Genomic DNA, 21291 nt, shown 5'->3' with positions numbered 1-21291 from the left:
ACGCCGTTGAGGATCCAGAAGTCGCCGTCGCGCACCGCGCGGGTCTTCATGCCGGCCGCGTCCGAGCCGGCGTCGGGCTCGGACAGGCAGTAGGAGAACATCGCGTCGCCCTTGGCGAGCGGGCCGAGGTACTTGTGCTTGAGCTCCTCCGAGCCGGACAGGATCACCGGCAGCGAGCCCAGCTTGTTCACGGCCGGGATGAGGGAGGAGGAGACGCAGGCGCGGGCGACCTCCTCGATCACCAGCACGGTGGCCAGCGCGTCGGCGCCCGCGCCGCCGTAGGTCTCGGGCACGTGCACGGCGTGCAGGTCGGCCGCGACCAGCGCGTCCAGGGCCTCCTGGGGGAACCGGGCCTCCTCGTCGACCGCGGCGGCGAACGGCGTGATCTTCGCCTCCGCCAGCGAGCGGACCGTCTCCCGGAGCATCTCGTGCTCCTCCGACAGGCGATACAGGTCGAAATCGGCGGAACCGCTCACGCTCATTCACTCCCACGCTTGCTAACTACCGTTAAGTAACCCAAATGGTAGGGCGAGACCGGGCGCGGAGCCAGGCCCCGACTATGCTCGGGCAGGCATTCCGCCCGACCTCGACTCCTCACTGGAGACCGCATGGCCCTCAAGATCACCGTGATCGGCACCGGCTACCTCGGCGCCACCCACGCCGCGGCCATGGCGGAGCTCGGCTTCGAGGTGCTCGGCCTCGACGTCGTCCCCGAGAAGATCGAGATGCTCGCGGGCGGGCGCGTCCCGATGTACGAGCCCGGCCTGGAGGAGCTGCTCGCGCGGCACGTCGCCGGGCTCGAGGGGTCCAGCGGGCGACTGCGCTTCACGACCTCCTGGGAGGAGGCCGGCGCCTTCGGCGACGTCCACTTCGTCTGCGTGAACACTCCGCAGAAGCACGGCGAGTACGCGTGCGACATGTCCTACGTGGACGCCGCCTTCACGTCCCTCGCCGGTGTCGTGCGCGAAGGATCCCTGGTCGTCGGCAAGTCGACCGTGCCGGTCGGCTCGGCGCAGCGGCTCGCCGCGCTGCTGCCCGAGGGCGTGGGGCTCGCCTGGAACCCGGAGTTCCTGCGCGAGGGCTTCGCCGTGCAGGACACCCTGCACCCGGACCGGGTCGTGGTCGGCGTGCCCGAGGGCGCGGACGGCGAGCGGTACGAGAAGGTCCTGCGCGAGGTGTACGCGGTGCCGATCGCGGAGGGCTCGCCCTTCGTGGTGACGGACTACCCGACCGCCGAACTCGTGAAGACCTCCGCGAACTCCTTCCTCGCCACGAAGATCTCCTTCATCAACGCGATGGCGGAGGTCTGCGAGGCCGCCGGCGGCGACGTCGCCAAGCTGGCCGAGGCGATCGGGCACGACGAGCGGATCGGCAACAAGTTCCTGCGGGCCGGGATCGGCTTCGGCGGCGGCTGCCTGCCCAAGGACATCCGGGCCTTCATGGCCCGGGCCGGCGAACTGGGCGCCGACCAGGCGCTGACCTTCCTCCGCGAGATCGACTCCATCAACATGCGGCGCCGCGCGTCGATGGTCGAGATGGCCCGCGAGGCGCTCGGCGGCGGCTTCCTCGGGAAGCGGGTCGCCGTCCTCGGCGCGACCTTCAAGCCGGACTCGGACGACGTACGGGACTCGCCGGCGCTCAACGTCGCCGGCCAGATCCACCTCCAGGGCGGCCAGGTCACCGTCTACGACCCCAAGGGCATGCCCAACGCGCGGCGCCTCTTCCCGACGCTCGGCTACGCGGACTCGGCGCTCGACGCGGTGCGCGGCGCCGACGTCGTGCTCCACCTCACCGAATGGCGCGAGTTCCGCGACGCCCTCGACCCGGCGGCGCTGGCCGCGGTCGTCTCCTCCCCCGTCATCCTCGACGGCCGCAACGCGCTGGACGCGGCGCGGTGGCGCGAGGCGGGCTGGACGTACCGCGCGATGGGCCGCCCACGAGCCTGACCCGCGAGCGGCGCCCTTGACGGCGCCTCCGCCCCGTCCGGGCCGCCCCGCGTAGGCGGCGCCCTCCAGGCGGCCCCCCTTGCCCGCCGCCGTTGTGGGCTGCGCCCGCTGGGACAGCGCCCTCACCCGCCCCCCGTTGTGGGCAATCGTCCCGCAGGGCGGGACGGGTGGGCACAACGGGACGACGCCCCTTGCCGGGCCCAGGCTCCTCGCGCGTTGACGCCCGGCACGACGGCGACGCGGTCGCGGTGCGGGTCCAGGCGCAAGGGGCGGAGGCGCCGCCGAGCGCGCCGTCCCGTGTGCCCACCCGCCCCGCGCCTGGGGGTCCCCCCGGACGAAGTCTGGGGGAGGGACGATTGCCCACACGGGGGAGGTCACCGCAAGCGCGACGCCCTTGCTCGGAACTCCGTTTCCCTTAGGACTCGCGTCGCGTTGCCGTGGGACAGCGCTACCAGGTCCTGGGCCGGCCAGGCGCGCCGCAGCAGTTCCGTGAAGAGGGGGGCGTAGCCGGTGGTGGGGGGCGTGGCGTGGGAGAGGGCTACGGCGCGCGGGCCCGCGAGGGTGCGGACGCGGTCGAGGGTGTCGGCCGTGGCGGACTCGTCCGGGGTGACCGGGGCCATGCAGACGCCGTCGTATTCGCCGAGCAGGCGCAGGACGTCGTCGGGCACGGCGTCCGGTGCCGCGCGGGTCATCAGGACCGGGGCGCGGCTGACCGCGAGGGTCTGGCGGACGGTGTCGGGGTCGGCGTCCGTGAGGTCCACGGTGAGGCCGAGCCGGTTCATCTCGCGTACCGCCTCGCGCGCGAAGCGGTCGTAGCGGGTCAGGTTGACCACCCGTACCCCGAGCGCGTGATACGCCCGGAGGGTCGCGAGCGAGCCGCCGACCGCGGCCCAGCTCACCGGTCCGAGCAGGACGGCGACGCGGCCGCAGTTGCGGGCGTGCTCCATCTCGGCGGTGCTGTACGCGAGGCGCAGGTCCTCGGGACAGGCCGCAACGAGCGCGCGGACCGCGTCGATGCGGCGCAGCGTGCCGAGCACGCCCTCGTCGGCGTCGACGCGCAGCGACCAGAGCTGGGCGCCCGCCTCGGCGGCCCGTGCCGGTGGCAGGTCCTCCGGGTCGGGGTCGGCCACGAGGGGCGGTTCCGTGTGCCCCTCGACGACCGGCTGCGCCGCGAGCAGGGCGCGGGCGCGGGTGGACTCGTCGAGGGGCCGGGGATGTTCGGGGGTGTCGGCGTCGCCGGCGCCGTCGGCGTGGGCGACACCGAAGGTCATGGTGGTGGGATCGTCGAGCAGATCTGCCATGGGGGACTCAACTCCGTACTACTGAGGCAGTACGCCAACCGTCCCACCGGCGTCCGGTCGCGGCGCGGCGGACTGAGCCGTCCGGGGGATGTCCGGGGGATGCACCGAGGGCCCCGGCGGAACCGGGGCCCTCGGTGACGGCAGGTCAGTTCGCTCAGCTGGAAAGGGACTTGAGCGTCGCCACTGACGGGGCCCGCAGCGCCCGCTCCTCCCGCGCCACCGCCTCCGCGTCGCGCAGCACCCGTACCGCGTTCGACCACGTCAGCTTCGCCAGGTCCGCGTGCGACCAGCCGCGGACGAGCAGCTCGGCGATCAGGTTCGGGTAGCCGGCCACGTCGTCGAGGCCCGACGGGGTGAACGCCGTGCCGTCGTAGTCGCCGCCGATGCCGATGTGGTCGATGCCGGCGACCTCGCGCATGTGGTCGAGGTGGTCGGCGACCGTGGCGGCGGTCGCGATCGGGCGCGGGTTCTCCGCCTCGAAGGCGCGGTGCAGCGCCATCGCCGGCGCGGTGGTGTCGAGGTGGTGGAAGCCGTGCGCGCGCAGGTTCTCGTCGGCCCGGTTCGTCCACTCGACCGCCGCCGGCAGGATGAACTTCGGCACGAAGGTCGCCATCGCCACGCCGCCGTTGGCCGGCAGCCGCTCCAGGACGTCGTCCGGGATGTTGCGCGGGTGGGGGCAGACCGCGCGGGACGAGGAGTGCGAGAAGATCACCGGCGCCGCGGTGGTGTCGAGCGCGTCCCGCATCGTCGTCGCGGCGACGTGCGAGAGGTCGACGAGCATGCCGGTGCGGTTCATCTCGCGGACGACCTCGCGGCCGAAGGCGGTGAGCCCGCCGTGCCGCGGTTCGTCGGTGGCCGAGTCCGCCCAGTCGTTGTTCTCGTTGTGGGTGAGCGTCATGTACCGCACGCCCAGGGCGTGCAGGGCGCGCAGGGTGGCCAGCGAGTTGTTGATGGAGTGGCCGCCCTCGGCACCCTTGAGGGAGGCGATCCGGCCCTCCGCGCGGGCCGTCTCCATGTCGTCGGCGGTCAGCGCGGGCGCGAGGTCGGCCCCGTACCGGGCGAGGAGCAGGTCGACGGCGTCGATCTGCTCCAGGGTGGCGCTCACGGCGTGGTCGCCGGCGAGTCCGCCGGGCACGTACACGGACCAGAACTGGGCACCGACGCCGCCGGCCCGCAGCCGGGCGAGGTCGGTGTGCAGGGCGCCCGACTGGTCGCCGGCGATGTCGAGCCTGTCGAGGTCGTAGCCGCAGTGCTCGCGCAGCGCCCAGGGCAGGTCGTTGTGCCCGTCGACGACGGGGGCCGCGGCCAGGAGATCCCTGGCCTCGGCGAGCCGGTCGGCGGCGGTCTCGCCGGCGCCGCTCACTGGGCGAACCCGAAGGAGGCCGAGCCCTCGACCTTCTGCCGCAGCCGCTTGCCCTTCTCCGTCGCCTGGTCGTTGAGCTCCTGCTGGAACTCCTTCATCCGGGCGAGCAGCTCGGAGTCGTGCGCGGCGAGCATCCGGGCGGCGAGCAGACCCGCGTTGCGGGCGCCGGCGACCGAGACGGTGGCGACGGGGACGCCGGCCGGCATCTGCACGATCGAGAGCAGCGAGTCCATGCCGTCGAGGTACTTCAGCGGCACCGGCACGCCGATGACGGGCAGCGGCGTGACCGAGGCGAGCATGCCCGGCAGATGGGCCGCGCCGCCGGCGCCCGCGATGATCGCCTTGAGGCCGCGCTCGGCGGCCTCCTCGCCGTACGTGATCATCTCGCGCGGCATGCGGTGCGCGGAGAGCACGTTCACCTCGTACGGGATCTCGAACTCGTCGAGGGCCTGTGCGGCGGCCTCCATGACGGTCCAGTCCGAGTCGGATCCCATCGCGATGCCGATGAGCGGGTTGCCGGCAGCCGGGTTACTCAACGATCGTCCCTCGCAGGTAGTCGGCGGCGTGGCGGGCGCGCTCCAGCACCTCGTCCAGGTCGTCGCCGTAGGTGTTGACATGACCGACCTTACGGCCGGGCTTCACGTCCTTGCCGTACATGTGGATCTTGAGCTGCGGGTCGCGGGCCATGCAGTGCAGATACGCGGAGTACATGTCCGGGAAGTCGCCGCCGAGGACGTTGCACATCACGGTCCACTTCGCGCGCGGGCGCGGATCGCCCAGCGGAAGGTCCAGGACGGCCCGGACGTGGTTGGCGAACTGCGAGGTCACCGCGCCGTCCTGGCTCCAGTGACCGGAGTTGTGCGGGCGCATGGCGAGCTCGTTGACGAGGATGCGGCCGTCGCGGGTCTCGAACAGCTCGACGGCCAGGTGGCCGACGACGTCGAGCTCCTTGGCGATGCGCAGCGCCAGCTCCTGGGCCTGCCCGGCCAGCTCGTCGGAGAGCTCGGGCGCGGGCGCGATCACGGTGTCGCAGACGCCGTCGACCTGACGGGACTCGACGACCGGGTACGCCACGGCCTGGCCGTGCGGCGAACGGACGATGTTCGCCGCCAGCTCGCGGGTGAAGTCGACCTTCTCCTCGGCGAGCACGGCCACACCGGCCTTGAAGGCGTCGTGGGCGTCGGCCTCCGACCGGACGAACCAGACGCCCTTGCCGTCGTAGCCGCCGCGGACGGTCTTGAGGATGATCGGGAAGCCACCGCCCTCGGCGGCGAAGACCGCCGCGTCGGCCGGGTCGGCCACGATGCGGTGCCGCGGGCTGGGCGCGCCGATCTCGTCGAGCTTCGCCCGCATCACCCCCTTGTCCTGGGCGTGCGCGAGGGCCGCGCGGCCGGGCCGGACGACCACGCCGTCCGCCTCCAGGGCCGCGAGGTGCTCTGCGGGCACGTGCTCGTGGTCGAAGGTGATCACGTCACAACCGCGCGCGAAGTCACGCAGCGTTTCCAGGTCGCGATAGTCGCCGATGACGACATCGCTGACCACCTGGGCCGCCGAGTCCTGCGGGGTGTCACTGAGGAGCTTGAACTTGATGCCGAGCGGGATGCCAGCCTCGTGTGTCATACGAGCGAGCTGACCGCCGCCGACCATGCCGACTACCGGGAACGTCACCCTCTTAGGGTATCCGCACAAGTGGCGGACCCTCGTCCGGCTGTGTTTTGTCACAGGTCGGGTGGGGTCGCCTACGGAACGCGCACGGAACGCGGCCTTCCCGGGCGGTAGGGGGGAGGCGTGGTTAGCATGGCTTGGTTGACGCCGTCCGGCGTCGAGGGGTCAACGAACAGGACAGAGCCATCACGATGAGTGAACCCGGCGCGCTGCGCATGCGAGTGGACCGGCTCGTCCGCGAAGTCGCCAAGTTCGGGGTCGTCGGCGGACTCGGCGTCCTCGTGAACCTGGTCGTCTTCAACCTGGTCCGCCACCTCACCGGGCTTCCGGTGGTACGGGCGAGCATCATCGCCACGATCGTGGCGATCCTCTTCAACTACGTGGGGTTCCGCTACTTCACGTACCGCGACCGCGACAAGTCCGGCCGTACGAAGGAACTGATCCTCTTCCTGCTGTTCAGCGTCGTCGGCATGGTCATCGAGAACGGCGTGCTGTTCGTGGCGACGTACGGCTTCGGCTGGGACACCCCGCTGCAGAGCAACTTCTTCAAGTTCTCCGGCATCGGCGTCGCGACGCTCTTCCGCTTCTGGTCGTACCGCACCTGGGTCTTCAAGGCCCTGCCGGCGAAGGAGGCCGTGCAGACCGCCGAGTCCTTCCTGGAGCAGGCGCCGCGCCAGGCCACGCGCAAGCAGCCCGACCGCGTCTGAGCACCTGATTCCCCTGAGCGCCCGGAACGCCTGATCAGCGCACCGGGCGCTCCGGCTGCGTGCGGCTCCTGACCTCGCGGCTCAGGAAGAGCGCGAAGACGGGCGGCTGCTGCTGGAGCAGTTCCAGGCGGCCGCCGTCCGCCTCGGCGAGGTCGCGGGCCACCGCCAGGCCGATCCCGGTGGAGCTGCGGCCGCTGACCGCCCGCTCGAAGATCCGCGCGCCGAGGTCGGCGGGGACGCCGGGGCCCTCGTCGGTCACCTCGATCACCGACTGGTTGCCGGTGACGCGGGTGCGCAGGGCGACCGTGCCGCCGCCGTGCATGAGCGAGTTCTCGATGAGGGCGGCGAGGACCTGAGCGACCGCGCCGGGGGTGCCGACGGCCCGCATGCCCTGCTTGCCGGAGTGCACGATGGCCCGGCCCGCGCTGCGGTAGGCCGGCCGCCACTCCGCCAGCTGCTGGGTGATGACCTCGTCGAGGTCGAAGGCGACCGCGGAGCCGGTGCGCGGGTCGCGCGAGTTCGTGAGCAGCCGCTCGACCACGTCCGTGAGCCGCTCGACCTGCGTGAGCGCGATCGTGGCCTCCTCCCGGACCGTCTCCAGGTCGTCGGCGACGGCCACCTCCTCCAGGCGCATGGAGAGCGCGGTGAGGGGCGTACGGAGCTGGTGGGAGGCGTCGGCGGCGAGCCGGCGCTCGGCGGTGAGCATCCGCGCGATCCGCTCGGCGGAGGCGTCGAGGACGTCCGCGACCCGGTCGAGCTCGGGCACTCCGTACCGCTTGTGGCGCGGCCGCGGATCGCCGGAGCCGAGCCGCTCGGCGGTCTCGGCGAGGTCGGTGAGCGGCGAGGACAGCTTGTTGGCCTGCCGTACGGCGAGGAGCACGGCCGCCACGACGCAGAGCAGCGCCACCCCGCCGGTGGTCATGGTGGTGCTGAGGACCTCGGAGGTGATCGTGGAGCGGGACTCCTCGACGACCACCTGCTCGCCGCGCTCGCCCTCGGCCCGGCCGCGGATCACGCTGCCGCCCGGCCGGGCCCCGATCTCGATCGGCGGGCGGCCGGGGATGCTGATGTGCGCGTACCGCTTGGCGCCGCTCTGCTCGGCGAGGATGTCGGGGGTGACGGGCTCGCCGCCGATCAGCCGGCTGTCGACGATGGAGACGATCCGCAGCGCCTCGGAGTCCACGCTCTCCTGGGCGCCCTCGGTGATCGTGCGGGTCTCGACGATGACGAGGGCGCTGCCGAAGACGGCGATGACGACGAGCACCACGGCGAGCGTGGAGTTGATCAGACGGCGGCGCACCCCGGAACGTACCTTCGCCGTCAGTTCTTCTCGAAGCGGAAGCCCACGCCGCGGACGGTGGCGATGTACCGCGGGTTGGCCGCGTCGTCGCCGAGCTTCTTGCGCAGCCAGGAGATGTGCATGTCGAGGGTCTTGGTGGAGGACCACCAGGTGGTGTCCCAGACCTCGCGCATCAGCTGGTCGCGGGTGACGACCCGGCCGGCGTCCCGGACCAGGACCCGGAGCAGGTCGAACTCCTTGGCGGTGAGCTGGAGCTCCTCGTCGCCCATCCAGGCGCGGTGCGACTCGACGTCGATGCGCACGCCGTGGGTGGTCGGCGCGGCGGCCGGCTCGGTGGCGCCGCGCCGCAGCAGGGCCCGGACGCGGGCGAGCAGCTCGGCGAGACGGAAGGGCTTGGTGACGTAGTCGTCGGCGCCGGCGTCGAGGCCGACGACCGTGTCGACCTCGTCGGCGCGGGCGGTGAGCACCAGGATGGGCACCGTGTGGCCCTCGGCGCGCAGCCGCCGGGCGACCTCCAGGCCGTCCATGCCGGGCAGACCGAGGTCCAGCACGACCAGGTCGACCCCGCCCTGGAGTCCGGCGTCGAGGGCGGTCGGGCCGTCCTCTCTCACCTCGACCTCGTATCCCTCCCGCCGCAGGGCGCGGGCCAGCGGTTCCGAGATGGAGGCGTCGTCCTCGGCGAGCAGTACACGGGTCATGAAGGTGATGGTAGTCCGCGTGGCAGCGGTGCCGGGGCGTGATCCACAGCCCCGCCGCCCCGCCGTGCGCCTGGCATCCGCGACCCTATGGATCATGATGCCCAAGTGGCTTGGGACCTTCGAAAGAGCGAAGTTGGTTCCGTCAGGGCCTGTGATCCATCTCTCAAGTCCTTCCATACCGGGCAGTGTCGTGTCGTATGGTGGCGAGAGTTCTGTAGCGGTAATCGGGGACCTTTGGCCGTGTTGGTGCGCCAAGGGTCTCTTTTCTGCACAAGACGGCCGTCGGCGGTCTTGAGGACAGTGAATGACCTGTGGGCCGGGTCCGACGGCGCGAGAGCGCGTCAAGGGCGTGGATCCCGGGGAGGTGCGACCGCACCTCCCCGGTGCCGGCCTCCCCCACCGGGCGCACCCCGCTCACGAAGCGCGCGTCCCGACAGAGCAAGGATCGACATGGCGTCCACCCTCGCCACGCCTTCTACCGGAACCTCTGGTTCCGGGAAGACGTTCTTCGGCCACCCCCGTGGTCTGGCCACCCTCTTCATGACCGAGATGTGGGAGCGCTTCTCCTACTACGGCATGCGCGCCCTCCTCGTCCTGTACCTGGTCTCCGGCGGCGCCGACGCCGCCACGGGCAGCCAGGGCGGCGGCCTCGCCATGACGGCCGCCACGGCCACGGCGATCTACTCCGTGTACGTGTCGATGGTCTACCTGATGGCCATGCCCGGTGGCTGGTTCGGTGACCGTGTGTGGGGTGCCCGCAAGACGGTCACCATCGCCGGCTTCGTGATCATGGCGGGTCACACCGCGCTCGCGATACCGGGCCAGGCGGCGTTCTTCGCCGGTCTCGCGCTCGTCGCCGTCGGTTCCGGTCTGCTGAAGGCCAACATCTCGACGATGGTGGGCCACCTCTACGACGGCCCCGACGACGCGCGCCGTGACGGTGGCTTCACGCTCTTCTACATCGGCATCAACCTCGGCGCCTTCCTCGCGCCGCTGGTCATCGGCACCGTCGGTGAGAGCTACAACTGGCACTTCGGCTTCCTGCTCGCCGCCATCGGCATGGCGATCGGCCTGGGCCAGTTCCTCCTCGGCACCAAGCACCTGAGCGAGAAGAGCAACCGGGTCCCGAACCCGCTCTCCGACGCCGAGCGCAAGGCCGTCATCGTCAAGGTCGCCGCCGTCGTCGCCGTCGCCGCCGTCTTCTACGCGGCCGTCGTCGCCCTCGGCATGTACACCCTGAACTGGGCCCTCGTCCCGATCACCCTGGCCGGTCTGCTCATCCCGATCGCCGTCCTGGTGCGCATCAAGCGCGACAAGGAGCTCGACAAGGCCGAGCAGTCGAAGGTCTCCGGCTACATCTGGTTCTTCGTGGCCGCCGCCGCCTTCTGGATGATCTACGACCAGGGTGGCTCGACCCTGTCCCTCTTCGCGGACAGCAAGACCAGCGACCACATCGGCCCGCTGAGCTTCCCGGCCACCTGGTTCCAGTCGCTCAACCCGCTCTTCGTCATGGCGCTGGCTCCGGTCTTCGCCTGGCTGTGGCTGTGGCTCGCCCGCCGCAACCAGGAGCCGAGCACCATCGTGAAGTTCTCGCTGGGTCTGCTGGGCATCGGCATCTCGTTCTTCGTCTTCCTCGCCCCGATCGGCCTGGCCACCGGCGACGCCAAGGTCAGCCCGATGTGGCTGGTCGGGATCTACATGATCCAGACCATCGCGGAGCTGTGCCTTTCGCCGGTCGGCCTCTCGGTCACCACGAAGATGGCGCCGCAGAAGTACTCCTCGCAGATGCTGGGTGTCTGGTTCCTCGCCGTCACCGCCGGTGACTGCACCACGGGTCTGCTCTCCCTCGCGGGCGTCGACCTGAACGGCACGGGCATCATCGCCCTGCAGGCCGCGGCCGCCAGCGCCGCCGCCGTCGCGGTCTTCATGTACCGCAAGAAGGTCAAGACGCTCATGGGCGACGTCCACTGACGGACGTACCCGCCTGACGTACGTACGAAGGCCGCCGCACCGGGTTCGGTGCGGCGGCCTTCGCCGTTTCCGGCGCCTTCACCGTGCCGGCGCCTTCGCCGTTCCCGTGCGTTCCGCCTAGCGGCGCAGCCGGGCCCACGGGGTGAACGTGAACACCGCGCCGCCCAGCAGGATCACCGTGCCGGCCACCAGGGCGAGGGCGCGCAGGGCGCCGTCGTCGCCGGCGCCGGTCTCGGCGAGGCCGCCGCCGGAGGAGCCGCCCGAGCCGCCGGAGGCGGACGTGGACCCGCCGGAGGTGCCGGTGCCGCCGGAGGCGCCGCCCGCCTGCTTGCTGGTGTCCAGGGTCAGGGACGCCTGGACGGAGCCCTTGACCTCGCAGGGGATCACGATCGGCGAGCCGCCGAGCGAGACGCTGATGGTGAGCTTCCCGGGGCTCAGCGTGGACTTCCCGCTCGCGCCCGGCTTGTACGTGCCCGTCATGTCCGGCAGGTCGACGGGCTTGCCGGCCTCCAGCGGGGCCGGGTTGCCGGGCCCGGTGACCTTCACGGAGCCGGAGTCGGCGCCGCCGAGCTTCACGTCCATGGAGGGCTTGAGGGCGCCGGCGGGGAGGGCGGCGGGGCTGTTCATGACGCCCTTGGCCGTCTTGACGGTGAGGGCGTAGGAGCCGCCGCTCTTCTTGGCGTCGATGGTCACCTTGGAGCTGATGGAGGCCGGGCCGGGCGCCTGACAGGCGAACGTGACCGCCACCTGCTTGCCGTGGAAGTCGGTCTGGCCGCCGCCCCCGCCGCCGGTGGAGCCGCCGGAGGCCGACCCGCCGGAGGTCGTCGTGCCGCCTGAGGCCGACCCGCCGGAGGTCGTCGTGCCGCCTGAGGCCGACCCGCCGGACGCGGTGCTCCCGCCCGTACCGCCACCGGAGGCCGTCGTACCGCCTGCGGCGCCGCCCGACGTACCTCCGCCGTCGGTCACCTTGATCGTGGCGCCGACCGCGACCGTCTCCTTCGGCGAGCACTTGGTGTCCGTCGACATCGGCTTGGACACGTTGATGTCGTACTTGTCTGGTGTCAGCGTGACCTCGCCCGCCTTGGTCAGCTTCAGCCTGCCCTTCATGTCCGGCAGGACCATCGGGCTGTTCTTCTTGATCGGCGGGTTCTGCCGCGGGCCCTCCATCGCCAGCGTGCCGCTCGCCGCGCCGCCGAGGTTGATCACCCCGGTCGGCTTCACGGTGTCCTTGTCCAGGTCGAGGATGTCGGGGTTCTTGGAGGCGGCCTCGACCGTCTTCCAGACCACCTCCACCTCGTCGCCGACCTTGGCCTGCGCGGGCGCGGTGATCTGCACCTTGGTGGTGCCCTCCACCGGCGGCAGGCCGGAGATGGCGGGCGGGATGCACTCGGTCTTGTACGAGACCTCGGCGGCCAGGGCGGGACTCGCGGTCAGCAGGATCCCCGCGCCGCCGAGCATCATCGCGATCCCGGCCGCGATCGTCCTCCGTTGCGTGCTCACGACAGTTCCTTCCTCGTCGGGCTGTTCTCGGGCGGTGCGGACGGTGCGGACGGTGCTGCGTCGGGGGTGAACCACGGCAGGGCCGCGGGCGGTACGGGATCGGGCCCGGGCGCGGGGGCGGGCGCGTGCTTCGGCGCGGAGGCCCGGCGGGCCCGCTTCCGGTGTCCGGCGGGGGTTCCGGCCGCCTCCGGCCTGACCTTGTCGACGACCGCCATGCCGATGCGGAAGAGGGCGGCCGGGACGACGAGCGCGAGCAGCAGCCAGAAGAACAGCACGCCCCACGGCCGGCCCACGCCCCACGGCTGTTCGACGAGCACCTTCCCGCCGTACCGCACCGAGACCTGGTAGTCCCCGTGGGCGCCCGCGGTGAGCTCGACGGGCAGCCGCACCAGGGCCTTCTGGCCGGGTGCGATCGTGCCGCGCCACTGCCGCTCGTCGTACTGCGGCGAGAAGACCCCGTGACTGCTGCCGACCTCGAAGACAGGGTCCCTGACGGTGGACTGGCCGAGGTTGCCGAGGGTGACGACGACCTCGCGGCGGGCGGGCGCGCCGAACCAGACGAGGACGCCGCTGGAGCCTTCGAGCCGGGCCGAGGTGAGCGGCACGAGCCGGCCGCTGCCGGTGGCCTCGGGGAGCGGGGCGGTCGGGTGCCCGGCGACGGTGAAGGCGACGTCCACGGCGTCCTGCTGGCCGGTGACCCCGGCGACGTGGACCACGCAGGGGCAGGGCCTCGGCGGTTCGGCGACCGGCAGCTTCTGGCTGAAGGTGCCCTTGGCGTCGACGGTGGCGGCGCGCCCGTCGGTGTTGGCGCAGGAGTTGGTGCCGCCGATGACGCCCTTGCCGGGCGCGGACTGGCCGCAGACCAGCAGCATCAGCAGGGCGCCGGGCTTCCAGCCGGAGCCGCTGACGGTGATCTCGCCGCCCTTGCCGCCCTCGCTCCGCGAGAGCGCGGCCGTGGGACCGGGTGCGGCGGCCGCCGGCGGGCCGGGCAGCAGCGCGAGGAGCAGTACGGCGAGCAGCGCGCCCGCCGCCGTACGCAGGTGCGTCATCGTCTCCTCCGTGTCGCGTACGTGGCCGTGCCCGCCGCCGCGAGGAGGACGGCCGCCGCGCCGCCGAGGCCCAGCGGGGAGGCGAAGGAGGCGTCCGCGCGGGCGGTCGCGGGGGCCGCTTCGGGCGCGCCGGCGGTCAGCCGCACGGTGACCGAGTCGAGCGCGGGCGGGTCGGGCCAGGGTTCGGTGCGGGTGGCGCGGTCGCCGGGGCGCAGGACGAGCGGGAGCGGGCGCTCGGGGCGGTCGAGGACGGTGCCGAGGACGCCTTCGGCGTGCACGGCGAGGCGCGGGGCGAGGACGGTGTTGCCGCGGTTGACCAGGGTGTAGCGGATGCCGCGCGCCCGGTCGACCGTCACGTCCTCGACGGTGAGCGCGGCGAGTCGCGGCCCGCTGACCCTGAGGTGGAGCGGGACGACCGTCGCGCGGCCGGCGGCCTCGGCCCGTACCGCGCCCCTGCGCTCCCCCGGCGGGGTGTCGGCGGCGACGGTGACGGCGAAGGGCACGTCGGCGCGGGTGCGGGCGGGCACGGTCACGGTGCGGGCGGCGAAGGCGACGGGCGCGCCCTGGCCGGTGAGCCGTACGGTGAGCGGCGCGGAGGTGCGGTTCGTGACGGACAGGGTGTCCTGGAGGACGCTGCCGGCGGCGCCCTCCAGATAGACGTACGGGCGGCCGGCGGCGGGCGTCGCCGTCCAGGACCCGGCGGCGCGGGGCGGCGGGGCGGCCGCGAGCACGCCGAGGAGCGCGACGGCCCCGAGCCCCGCCCGTACCGCCCGTACCGCCGGCCCTGCCCGTACCGCCCGTACCGCCCGTACCGCCCGCATCAGCGCGCCGTACGCCGGGTGAGCCAGAGCACCCCGGCCGCGCCGGTCAGCAGCACGGTGCCGCCGAGGGTGCCGAGCGCGGCGGCGGAGTCGAGCGGCCCGGTCTTGGGAAGCTGTCCGCCGGAGCCGCCGCCGGAGTCCGTGCCGCCGGATGATCCGCCGCCGGACCCGCCGTCGGACCCGCCCGAGCCGCCGGCGGCCGTGACGTCCAGCTCCAGGGACGGCTTGGGGCTGTTGGTCGGCTTGCAGACGGCGGCGTCCATGCCGAGCGCGTGGACGGTGAGGGTCCCGGCCGTGAAGGTGACCTTGCCGCTCTTCTTCGGCGTGTACGTACCCGTCAACCGGCCGATCTTGATGGGGGTGTTGGGCGGTATCGCCGCGGTGTTGGGCGTGCCCCTGACCTGGACCTTGCCGCTGTCGGCGCCGCCGAGGACGAGTTCGGCGCGCGGGGTCATGACGCCCTTCGGCAGTTCGACGGGGCTGTCGGAGACGCCTTTGTCGAAGGACATCGTGATCGTGTACGAGCTGCCGCTCTTCTCGGCCGTGATGTCGACGGGCGAGACGGCGCTCTTGGGGCCGATCTTCGTCTCGCAGGCGTAGTCGACGTCGACGACGGCGGCGTGCGCGGCGGGGGCCGAGAGCAGCAGGGCCGAGCCGGCCACCGCCACCGCCGCCGTCAGCGCACCGGCTGTTCTTCTCCGCTTCGGCACGTTAGGCACCTCGAACACCCTCCACCGCGAGTTACTGACGGTCTATCAGATTGGCCGTCAAGGTACGCCGGGGCCCTTGTGGAGGGAAGAGAGAGGGCTGTGAAAGTCCTATGCGGGGGCGGCGAGTTCGGCCCACACGGTCTTGCCGGGGGCGCCGGGCACGCGGTCGATGCCCCAGGAGCGGCAGAGCCGCTGCACGATGAACATGCCGTGGCCGCCGGGGCGTCCGGCCCGGTGCGGGGTGCGCGGCGCGGGCTGGCCGGCGCCGCGGTCGGCGACCTCGAGGCGCAGGACACCGGCGAGGCGGAGCACGCGCAGGCTCTCGGGGCCCTCGGCGTGCAGGCAGGCGTTGGTGACGAGTTCGGAGACGACGAGGAGGACGTCCTCGGCGGCGGCCCGGCGATCGGCGGTGGCGGCGGGCAGCCAGCCCCACTCGTGGAGCAGCTGCCGGGTGAAGTCGCGGGCGAGCGGCACGGTGCCGCTGGCGGACCCGAGGACGAGGTGGCGGACGTCGGGTTCGCCGGAGGCAGTCTCCATCAAGCGCTTCACCTCACAGGGACGGTCGGGAGGACGGTCGGGGCGTTACGGGGGCGGGGCCGGGGCCGGCCGGGCTCAGCCGGGAAGGGCGGAGTCCAGCGACTCGTGGAGGGTGAAGACGGCGTCCGCGCCGGTGATCTCGAAGACCCTGGCGACCTGGGGCCGCATCCCCGCCAGATGGACCCCGCCGCCGGCGGCTTCGGCCCGCAACCGGGCGGCCAGCAGCACGTTGAGGCCGGTGGAGTCGCAGAACTCGAGCCGTGAGCAGTCGAGTACGAGGCGTGGGCGGCCCGCGTCGAGCGCCCGGTCGAGTGGCGCACGCAACAGTTCGGCGGTGTGGTGATCGAGCTCACCCACAGGGGTGAGCACCTCGCTCGCCCCCACGGTCCGGACCTCGACCCGGAACCGCCCGGGTGCGCTGCCGATGTGCTGGCGGTACATGCGTCGAACCATACAAGTCGGCGCTCTGCTCGTGCACACGAGCTCCACCTCAAAGCGCAACAAACCAGACAATTGCCACTTGCAACCATCGTGGTCGAGCGGGTAGGGCTAGAAGGACACGTTCCGCATAGCCGGCCTCGGAGGCGCCGCAAACCGCAGCAAGACATCACGATGGAGGAGACCATGTCCCCCCGGCTCGACGTACCGGACCTCGCAGCCCTCACGGACCTGCCCCAGCTTCCGCCCGTCGACGAGATCGCGCCGCACGACGCGCGCGCCCTGTCGAAGACCCTCTTCGCCCGCCTCGGCGACCTGGAGGAGGGCACCCACGAGTACGCCTACGTCCGCAACACCCTGATCGAACTCAACCTGGCGCTCGTGAAGTTCGCCGCCTCCCGGTTCCGCACCCGCAGCGAACCGATGGAGGACATCGTCCAGGTCGGCACGATCGGCCTGATCAAGGCGATCGACCGCTTCGAACTGGCGCGCGGCGTCGAGTTCCCCACCTTCGCGATGCCGACGATCATCGGCGAGATCAAGCGCTTCTTCCGCGACACCTCGTGGTCGGTGCACGTCCCGCGCAGACTCCAGGAACTCCGCCTCGACCTGGCCAAGACGGGCGACGAACTCGCCCAGCGCCTCGACCGGGCCCCCACGGTCGACGAACTCGCCCGTGAACTCGGCATCCGCCCCGAGGAGGTCGTCGAGGGCATGGCCGCCGCCAACGCCTACACCGCCTCCTCCCTCGACGCCCCGCCCGAGGACACCGACGCCGACGGCGCCACCCTGGCCGATCGCCTGGGCTACGAGGACCACGGCATCGAGGGCATCGAGTACATCGAGTCCCTGAAGCCGATGATCGCCTCCCTCCCGGCCCGCGAGCGCCACATCCTCTCGCTGCGCTTCACGGCGGGCCTCACCCAGTCGGAGATCGGCGAGGAACTGGGCATCTCGCAGATGCACGTGTCGCGCCTGCTGTCGCGCACGCTGGCGCGACTGCGGCGGGGCCTGACCGTCGAGGAGTAGCCGGCGCGGTTTTTCACGGGCGGCGACGGGTCGGGCCGGTGCAGAATCCGGCGCATGAGTGACGACGCCCGGCCCGGCCGCCCCTGGCGCGCCGTCGTGATCCGCGACCTCCGCTACGACGCCCGCGGCCTCACCGTCGCCGCGCGCGAGGGCCGCAGGCCCGTGCCCCGTGCGGTCCGCCGCGTGGTCGAGGTGTACTCCTTCCCCCGCCACCAGCAGGACCCCTCCGTCGCCCGGTGGGCGGCGGCGGAGGAGCGTCGCGCCCGTCAGCGGCTGCGGGCGCGGCTCGGGGCCGTCGTGCGGCTGGTGAACTCCGTCGGCGGCCTCGCGGTCGAGGCGGCGGACGTGGTGGACGTGCCGCCGGCCCGGCATCGCCGCGGCGCGCTCTGGCTGGCCTGAGTCCGGCCCGGCTCAGGCCGCCCGCACGCCCTTTCGCCAGACCTCCGAGACCAGCGGGACGCCCGGGCGGTAGGCCAGGTGGACGTGGGACGGCGCGTCGAGGACGACGAGGTCCGCGCGGGCGCCGGGGGTCAGGCGGCCGACGTCGGTGCGGCGGAGGGCCGCGGCGCCGCCGGCGGTGGCGGACCAGAGGGCCTCGTCGGGGGTCATCAGCATGTCGCGGACGGCGAGGGCGATGCAGAAGGGCATCGAGGACGTGAAGGACGAGCCCGGGTTGCAGTCCGTGGAGAGGGCGACCGTCACGCCGACGTCGATCAGGCGGCGGGCGTCGGGCCACTCGGCGCGGGTGGAGAACTCGGCGCCGGGAAGCAGCGTGGCGACCGTGTTGCCCTGGGCGAGCGCGTCGATGTCGGCGTCGGTGAGGTGGGTGCAGTGGTCGGCGCTCGCCGCGTCCAGTTCGACCGCGAGCTGCACGCCGGGGCCGTACGTGAGCTGGTTGGCGTGCACGCGGGCCTGCAGGCCCTTCGCGATGCCGGCCTTGAGGATCGCGCGGGCCTGGTCGCCGTCGAAGGCGCCCTTCTCGCAGAAGACGTCGACCCAACGGGCGTACGGGGCGCAGGCGTCCAGCATCTCGCCGGTCACCAGCTTCACGTACGCGGCCGGGTCGTCGGCGTAGTCGGGCGACACGATGTGCGCGCCGAGGTACGTGACCTCGTCGGTGTGCTCGGCGGCGATGCGCAGCGCGCGGGCCTCGTCCTCGACGGTCAGGCCGTATCCGGACTTGGTCTCGAAGGTGGTGGTGCCCTGGCGCAGGGCCTCCCACATGTAGCGGGCGACGTTGGCGGACAGCTCGGCGTCCGTCGCCGCGCGGGTCGCGGCGACGGTCGTCCGGATGCCGCCCGCCTTGTAGGGCTGGCCGGACATCCGGGCGTTGAACTCGGCCGTGCGGTCGCCCGCGAAGACGAGGTGCGAGTGCGAGTCGACGAAGCCGGGGATCACGGCCCGGCCGGCGGCGTCGACGCGGTTGTCAGAGGCGGGTGCTTTGCTTGATTCACCGACCCAGACGACGGTGTCGCCTTCGATGACGACGGCCGCGTCCTGGATCAGACCGAGTGGCGAACCATCACCGAGGGAGGGGTCGTTGGTGACGAGACTGGCGATGTTGGTGACGACCGTGGCGTTCGTCGCCACGGCGCTGTTCGCGCTCGTGGGGGCGGAGGTCGCCGCCGGCCTGTTCGTCGCCGCGGGGCCGGTGTTCATGTTCAGCTCCTTCAGCCGCGCACGGCGGCGATCGAGTCCGCGAGGGCCTGCGCCACGTCCGGTACGGAGACGTGCGCCCCGTCCCGGACGACCTGGCGTCCGCCCACGATCGTGTGCCGCACATCCGCGGCCGACGCTGCGAATACCGCCGTCTCGGCTGCCAGACGCGGCACCGGCCCCGCTGTCCTGACGGAGTCGAGCGCGATCGTCGTGAAGTCGGCGAGCGCGCCCGCCTCCAGGCGGCCGGCGTCGGCCCAGCCGAGGGCCGCGTGGCCGTCGGCCGTCGCGGCGCGCAGCAGCGCGGCCGCGGTCCAGTGGCCGCGGGTGCGGGTCCGGAGGCGTTCGTCGAGCTCCATGGCCCGCGCCTCCTCCAGGAGGTCGATGACGGCGTGGCTGTCGCTGCCGAGCGAGAGGGGGGAGCCCGCGCGCTGGAGGGCGACGGCGGGGCCGATGCCGTCGGCGAGGTCGCGTTCGGTGGTGGGGCACATGCAGGTGCCGGTGGCGGACCCGCCGATGAGCGCGATGTCCTCGTCCGTCAGGTGGGTGTTGTGGACGCCCACGGTCCGCGCGCCGAGCACGCCGTGGTCGGCGAGCAGCTGGGTCGGGGTGCGGCCGTGCGCCGCCTGGCAGGCGTCGTTCTCCGCCGTCTGCTCGGAGAGGTGGACGTGGAGCGGGGCCCGGCGGGCCTCGGCCCACTGGGCCACGGTCGCCAGCTGGTCCGCCGGGACCGCGCGCACGGAGTGGATCGCCGCGCCGATCCGTACGCCCTCGCGCTCCTTGAGCACCGAGACGCGCTCCGCCCAGGCGTCGGCCGTGCCGTCGCTGAAGCGCAGCTGGTGCGGCTCGGGGGCGGCGCCGAAGCCGGCGGAGAGGTAGGCGGTGTCGAGGAGGGTGATGCGGATGCCGGCCTCGGCGGCGGCCGCGATCAGGGCCTCGCCCATGGCGTTGGGGTCGGCGTAGGGGGTGCCGCCGGGCGCGTGGTGGAGGTAGTGGAACTCACCGACGGAGGTGATGCCGGCGAGCGCCATCTCGGCGTACACGGCCCGGGCGAGCGCGAAGTAGCTGTCCGGGGTGAGCTTCTGGGCGACCGTGTACATGACCTCGCGCCAGGTCCAGAAGGTGCCGGAGCCGACCTGGACGGTGCCCCTGAGCGCGCGGTGGAAGGCGTGCGAGTGGGCGTTGGCGAGGCCCGGGACGGTGAAGCCGCGCAGGACGACGGCGCCGGGCGGCGGGGCCTCGACCCCGGTCCGTACGGCGGTGATCCGGCCGTCCGGTGTGGACACGTCCAGGACCACGCCCGGCTCGACGTTCGTGTCGAGCCAGGCATGCTCCAGCCAGTACGTCACCTGCACGCCAGGCCCTCCAGTACGTCGGCGAGTGCGCGGACCCCGGACAGGCAGTCGTCCTCGGCGGCGAACTCGGCCGGGGAGTGCGAGACGCCGGTGGGGTTGCGTACGAACAGCATGGCGGTCGGGACGGAGGCGGAGAGGATTCCCGCGTCGTGTCCCGCGCCCGTGCCCAGGACCGGCACCTTCTCGCCGGTCGTGTCGCCGAGGATCCGCGCCATCTCCTCGCGCAGGGCGTGCCCGAACTCGACGACCGGGGTGAAGGACTCGCGGACGACGGCGAGGTCGACGCCCTGCCGGACGGCGTGCTCGCGGGCCGCGGCCTCGATGCCGGCGACGACGGTGTCCAGGGACTCCTGGTCGGCGGCGCGGGCGTCGAGCCAGCCGCGCACGAGCGACGGGATGGCGTTGACGCCGTTGGGCTCGACGGCGATCTTGCCGAAGGTGGCGACGGCGCCGGCGAGTTCGGCTTCCCGGCGCGCCGAGAGGACGGTCTCGGCGTACGGGAGCATCGGGTCGCGCCGGTCGACGAGCCGGGTGGTGCCCGCGTGGTTGGCCTCGCCGTGGAAGTCGTACCGCCAGCGGCCGTGCGGCCAGATGGCGGAGGCGATGCCGACGGGGTCGCCGGACAGGTCGAGGGCGCGGCCCTGCTCGACGTGGAGCTCGACGAAGGCGCCGATGTGAGCGAGGCGCTCCTGGTCCGGGCCGATGGCCTCGGGGTCGTAGCCCGCCGCCTCCATCGCCTGCGGCAGGCTGATGCCGTCGGCGTCGCGCAGCTCGAACGCCTTCTCCTTGGTCAGCTGGCCGGAGGTGAGCCGGGAGCCGACGCAGGCGAGCCCGAAGCGGGCGCCCTCCTCGTCGCCGAAGTTGACGATGGCGAGGGGGCGCTTGAAGGAGACGCCGCGGGCGCGGAGTTCGTCGAGCGCGGCGAAGGCGGACACCACGCCGAGCGGGCCGTCGAAGGCGCCGCCGTCGGGCACGGAGTCCAGGTGGGAGCCGGTGACGACGGCGTCACCGGCGGTGCGGTCGCCGAGCCAGGCCCACTGGTTGCCGTTGCGGTCGGTCTCGACGTCGAGGCGGCGGGCCTCCGCCTGCATCCGGAACCAGAGCCGGCAGTCGGCGTCGGCGCCGGTCCAGGCGTAGCGGCGGTAGCCGCCCGAGGCGTGGGGGGGGGCGGGGGGCGGCGCCCGCGGGCCCGGCGCCGCCGACGGCGCTGGTGTCGGCGAGTTCGAGGGTGAAGCCGCGGTCGGT

The 21291-nt window shown here is 72.8% G+C and carries 21 protein-coding genes; 5 read left to right on the top strand and 16 right to left on the bottom strand.

Features of this window, described 5'->3' with window-relative positions:
• The coding region (locus ACWEV0_RS32170) for an acyl-CoA dehydrogenase family protein (protein WP_453153246.1) at positions 1-476 on the bottom strand (476 nt) is incomplete at its 3' end.
• Positions 477-608: 132 nt separating this feature from the next.
• Between ACWEV0_RS32170 and ACWEV0_RS32165 the strand changes: the two genes are divergently transcribed.
• Positions 609-1946 (top strand): UDP-glucose dehydrogenase family protein, encoded by a 1338-nt coding sequence (locus ACWEV0_RS32165; protein ID WP_453153244.1) that lies wholly within the window; start codon positions 609-611, stop codon positions 1944-1946.
• A gap of 374 nt (positions 1947-2320) precedes the next feature.
• On the opposite strand, the gene ACWEV0_RS32160 is transcribed toward ACWEV0_RS32165, so the two are convergent.
• From ACWEV0_RS32160 to ACWEV0_RS32145, 4 genes are all read right to left on the bottom strand, one after another.
• Positions 2321-3247, bottom strand: a complete 927-nt coding sequence (locus ACWEV0_RS32160) for a membrane dipeptidase (protein WP_453153243.1) — start codon at positions 3245-3247, stop codon at positions 2321-2323.
• A 154-nt stretch (positions 3248-3401) separates the two neighbouring features.
• Complete coding sequence (locus ACWEV0_RS32155) at positions 3402-4610, bottom strand: dipeptidase (RefSeq protein WP_453153242.1); 1209 nt, start codon at positions 4608-4610, stop codon at positions 3402-3404.
• A complete protein-coding gene (purE, locus tag ACWEV0_RS32150) occupies positions 4607-5104 on the bottom strand; it encodes a 5-(carboxyamino)imidazole ribonucleotide mutase (RefSeq protein WP_451606624.1) in 498 nt (165 codons plus the stop codon). The genes ACWEV0_RS32155 and purE overlap by 4 nt, the downstream gene beginning before the upstream one ends.
• A 34-nt stretch (positions 5105-5138) precedes the next feature.
• The gene (locus ACWEV0_RS32145; protein ID WP_453153241.1) at positions 5139-6278 is read right to left on the bottom strand and encodes a 5-(carboxyamino)imidazole ribonucleotide synthase; all 1140 of its coding nucleotides are present in this window, start codon (positions 6276-6278) and stop codon (positions 5139-5141) included.
• Between the two features lie 188 nt (positions 6279-6466).
• On the opposite strand from ACWEV0_RS32145, the gene ACWEV0_RS32140 reads away from it, so the two are divergent.
• A complete protein-coding gene (locus tag ACWEV0_RS32140; RefSeq protein ID WP_403801355.1) occupies positions 6467-6982 on the top strand; it encodes a GtrA family protein in 516 nt (171 codons plus the stop codon).
• A 34-nt stretch (positions 6983-7016) separates the two neighbouring features.
• On the opposite strand, the gene ACWEV0_RS32135 is transcribed toward ACWEV0_RS32140, so the two are convergent.
• Together ACWEV0_RS32135 and ACWEV0_RS32130 are read right to left on the bottom strand one after the other, a co-directional pair.
• Entirely contained in the window at positions 7017-8282 is a 1266-nt protein-coding gene (locus tag ACWEV0_RS32135) for an ATP-binding protein (protein WP_453153239.1), read from the bottom strand.
• Between the two features lie 20 nt (positions 8283-8302).
• Positions 8303-8980, bottom strand: coding sequence for a response regulator transcription factor (locus tag ACWEV0_RS32130; protein WP_453153237.1), 678 nt, complete (start codon positions 8978-8980; stop codon positions 8303-8305).
• A gap of 450 nt (positions 8981-9430) precedes the next feature.
• Here ACWEV0_RS32130 and ACWEV0_RS32125 point away from each other — a divergent pair, with 450 nt between their 5' ends.
• Positions 9431-10951, top strand: a complete 1521-nt coding sequence (locus ACWEV0_RS32125; RefSeq protein ID WP_453153235.1) for a peptide MFS transporter — start codon at positions 9431-9433, stop codon at positions 10949-10951.
• Positions 10952-11068: 117 nt separating this feature from the next.
• Here the strand turns inward: ACWEV0_RS32125 and ACWEV0_RS32120 are convergent, their stop codons facing one another.
• The 6 genes from ACWEV0_RS32120 to ACWEV0_RS32095 all read right to left on the bottom strand — a co-directional run bounded on the left by ACWEV0_RS32120 (position 11069) and on the right by ACWEV0_RS32095 (position 16009).
• On the bottom strand, positions 11069-12451 hold the full coding sequence (locus ACWEV0_RS32120; protein WP_453153234.1) for a hypothetical protein: 1383 nt from the start codon (positions 12449-12451) through the stop codon (positions 11069-11071).
• Positions 12448-13500 carry a hypothetical protein gene (locus ACWEV0_RS32115; protein ID WP_453153233.1) on the bottom strand — a complete coding sequence of 351 codons (1053 nt, stop codon included), beginning with the start codon at positions 13498-13500 and terminating at the stop codon, positions 12448-12450. Before ACWEV0_RS32115 ends, ACWEV0_RS32120 begins: the two co-directional genes overlap by 4 nt.
• Positions 13497-14321, bottom strand: coding sequence for a COG1470 family protein (locus ACWEV0_RS32110; RefSeq protein ID WP_453153232.1), 825 nt, complete (start codon positions 14319-14321; stop codon positions 13497-13499). Before ACWEV0_RS32110 ends, ACWEV0_RS32115 begins: the two co-directional genes overlap by 4 nt.
• Positions 14321-15031: a peptidase gene (locus ACWEV0_RS32105; RefSeq protein WP_453153231.1), complete on the bottom strand. Its 711-nt coding sequence runs from the start codon at positions 15029-15031 to the stop codon at positions 14321-14323. Before ACWEV0_RS32105 ends, ACWEV0_RS32110 begins: the two co-directional genes overlap by 1 nt.
• A gap of 108 nt (positions 15032-15139) precedes the next feature.
• Complete coding sequence (locus tag ACWEV0_RS32100) at positions 15140-15568, bottom strand: ATP-binding protein (protein ID WP_403801374.1); 429 nt, start codon at positions 15566-15568, stop codon at positions 15140-15142.
• Positions 15569-15643: 75 nt separating this feature from the next.
• Positions 15644-16009, bottom strand: coding sequence for an STAS domain-containing protein (locus tag ACWEV0_RS32095; protein WP_453153230.1), 366 nt, complete (start codon positions 16007-16009; stop codon positions 15644-15646).
• A gap of 171 nt (positions 16010-16180) precedes the next feature.
• On the opposite strand from ACWEV0_RS32095, the gene ACWEV0_RS32090 reads away from it, so the two are divergent.
• Complete coding sequence (locus tag ACWEV0_RS32090) at positions 16181-17035, top strand: RNA polymerase sigma factor SigF (RefSeq protein ID WP_453153229.1); 855 nt, start codon at positions 16181-16183, stop codon at positions 17033-17035.
• Between the two features lie 54 nt (positions 17036-17089).
• Positions 17090-17434: a hypothetical protein gene (locus tag ACWEV0_RS32085; protein WP_453153228.1), complete on the top strand. Its 345-nt coding sequence runs from the start codon at positions 17090-17092 to the stop codon at positions 17432-17434.
• Positions 17435-17446: 12 nt separating this feature from the next.
• On the opposite strand, the gene hutI is transcribed toward ACWEV0_RS32085, so the two are convergent.
• The 3 genes from hutI to ACWEV0_RS32070 form a co-directional block, all read right to left on the bottom strand.
• Complete coding sequence (hutI, locus tag ACWEV0_RS32080; protein ID WP_453153227.1) at positions 17447-18694, bottom strand: imidazolonepropionase; 1248 nt, start codon at positions 18692-18694, stop codon at positions 17447-17449.
• 11 nt (positions 18695-18705) lie between these two features.
• On the bottom strand, positions 18706-20046 hold the full coding sequence (locus tag ACWEV0_RS32075; RefSeq protein WP_453153226.1) for a formimidoylglutamate deiminase: 1341 nt from the start codon (positions 20044-20046) through the stop codon (positions 18706-18708).
• The coding region (locus ACWEV0_RS32070; RefSeq protein WP_453153225.1) for an allantoate amidohydrolase at positions 20037-21291 on the bottom strand (1255 nt) is incomplete at its 5' end. The genes ACWEV0_RS32075 and ACWEV0_RS32070, both read right to left, overlap by 10 nt.

Source organism: Streptomyces sp. NPDC003943 (assembly GCF_053605265.1).
Note: the sequence above shows the minus strand (reverse complement) of the source record. Positions and strands in the feature narration are given on the sequence as shown.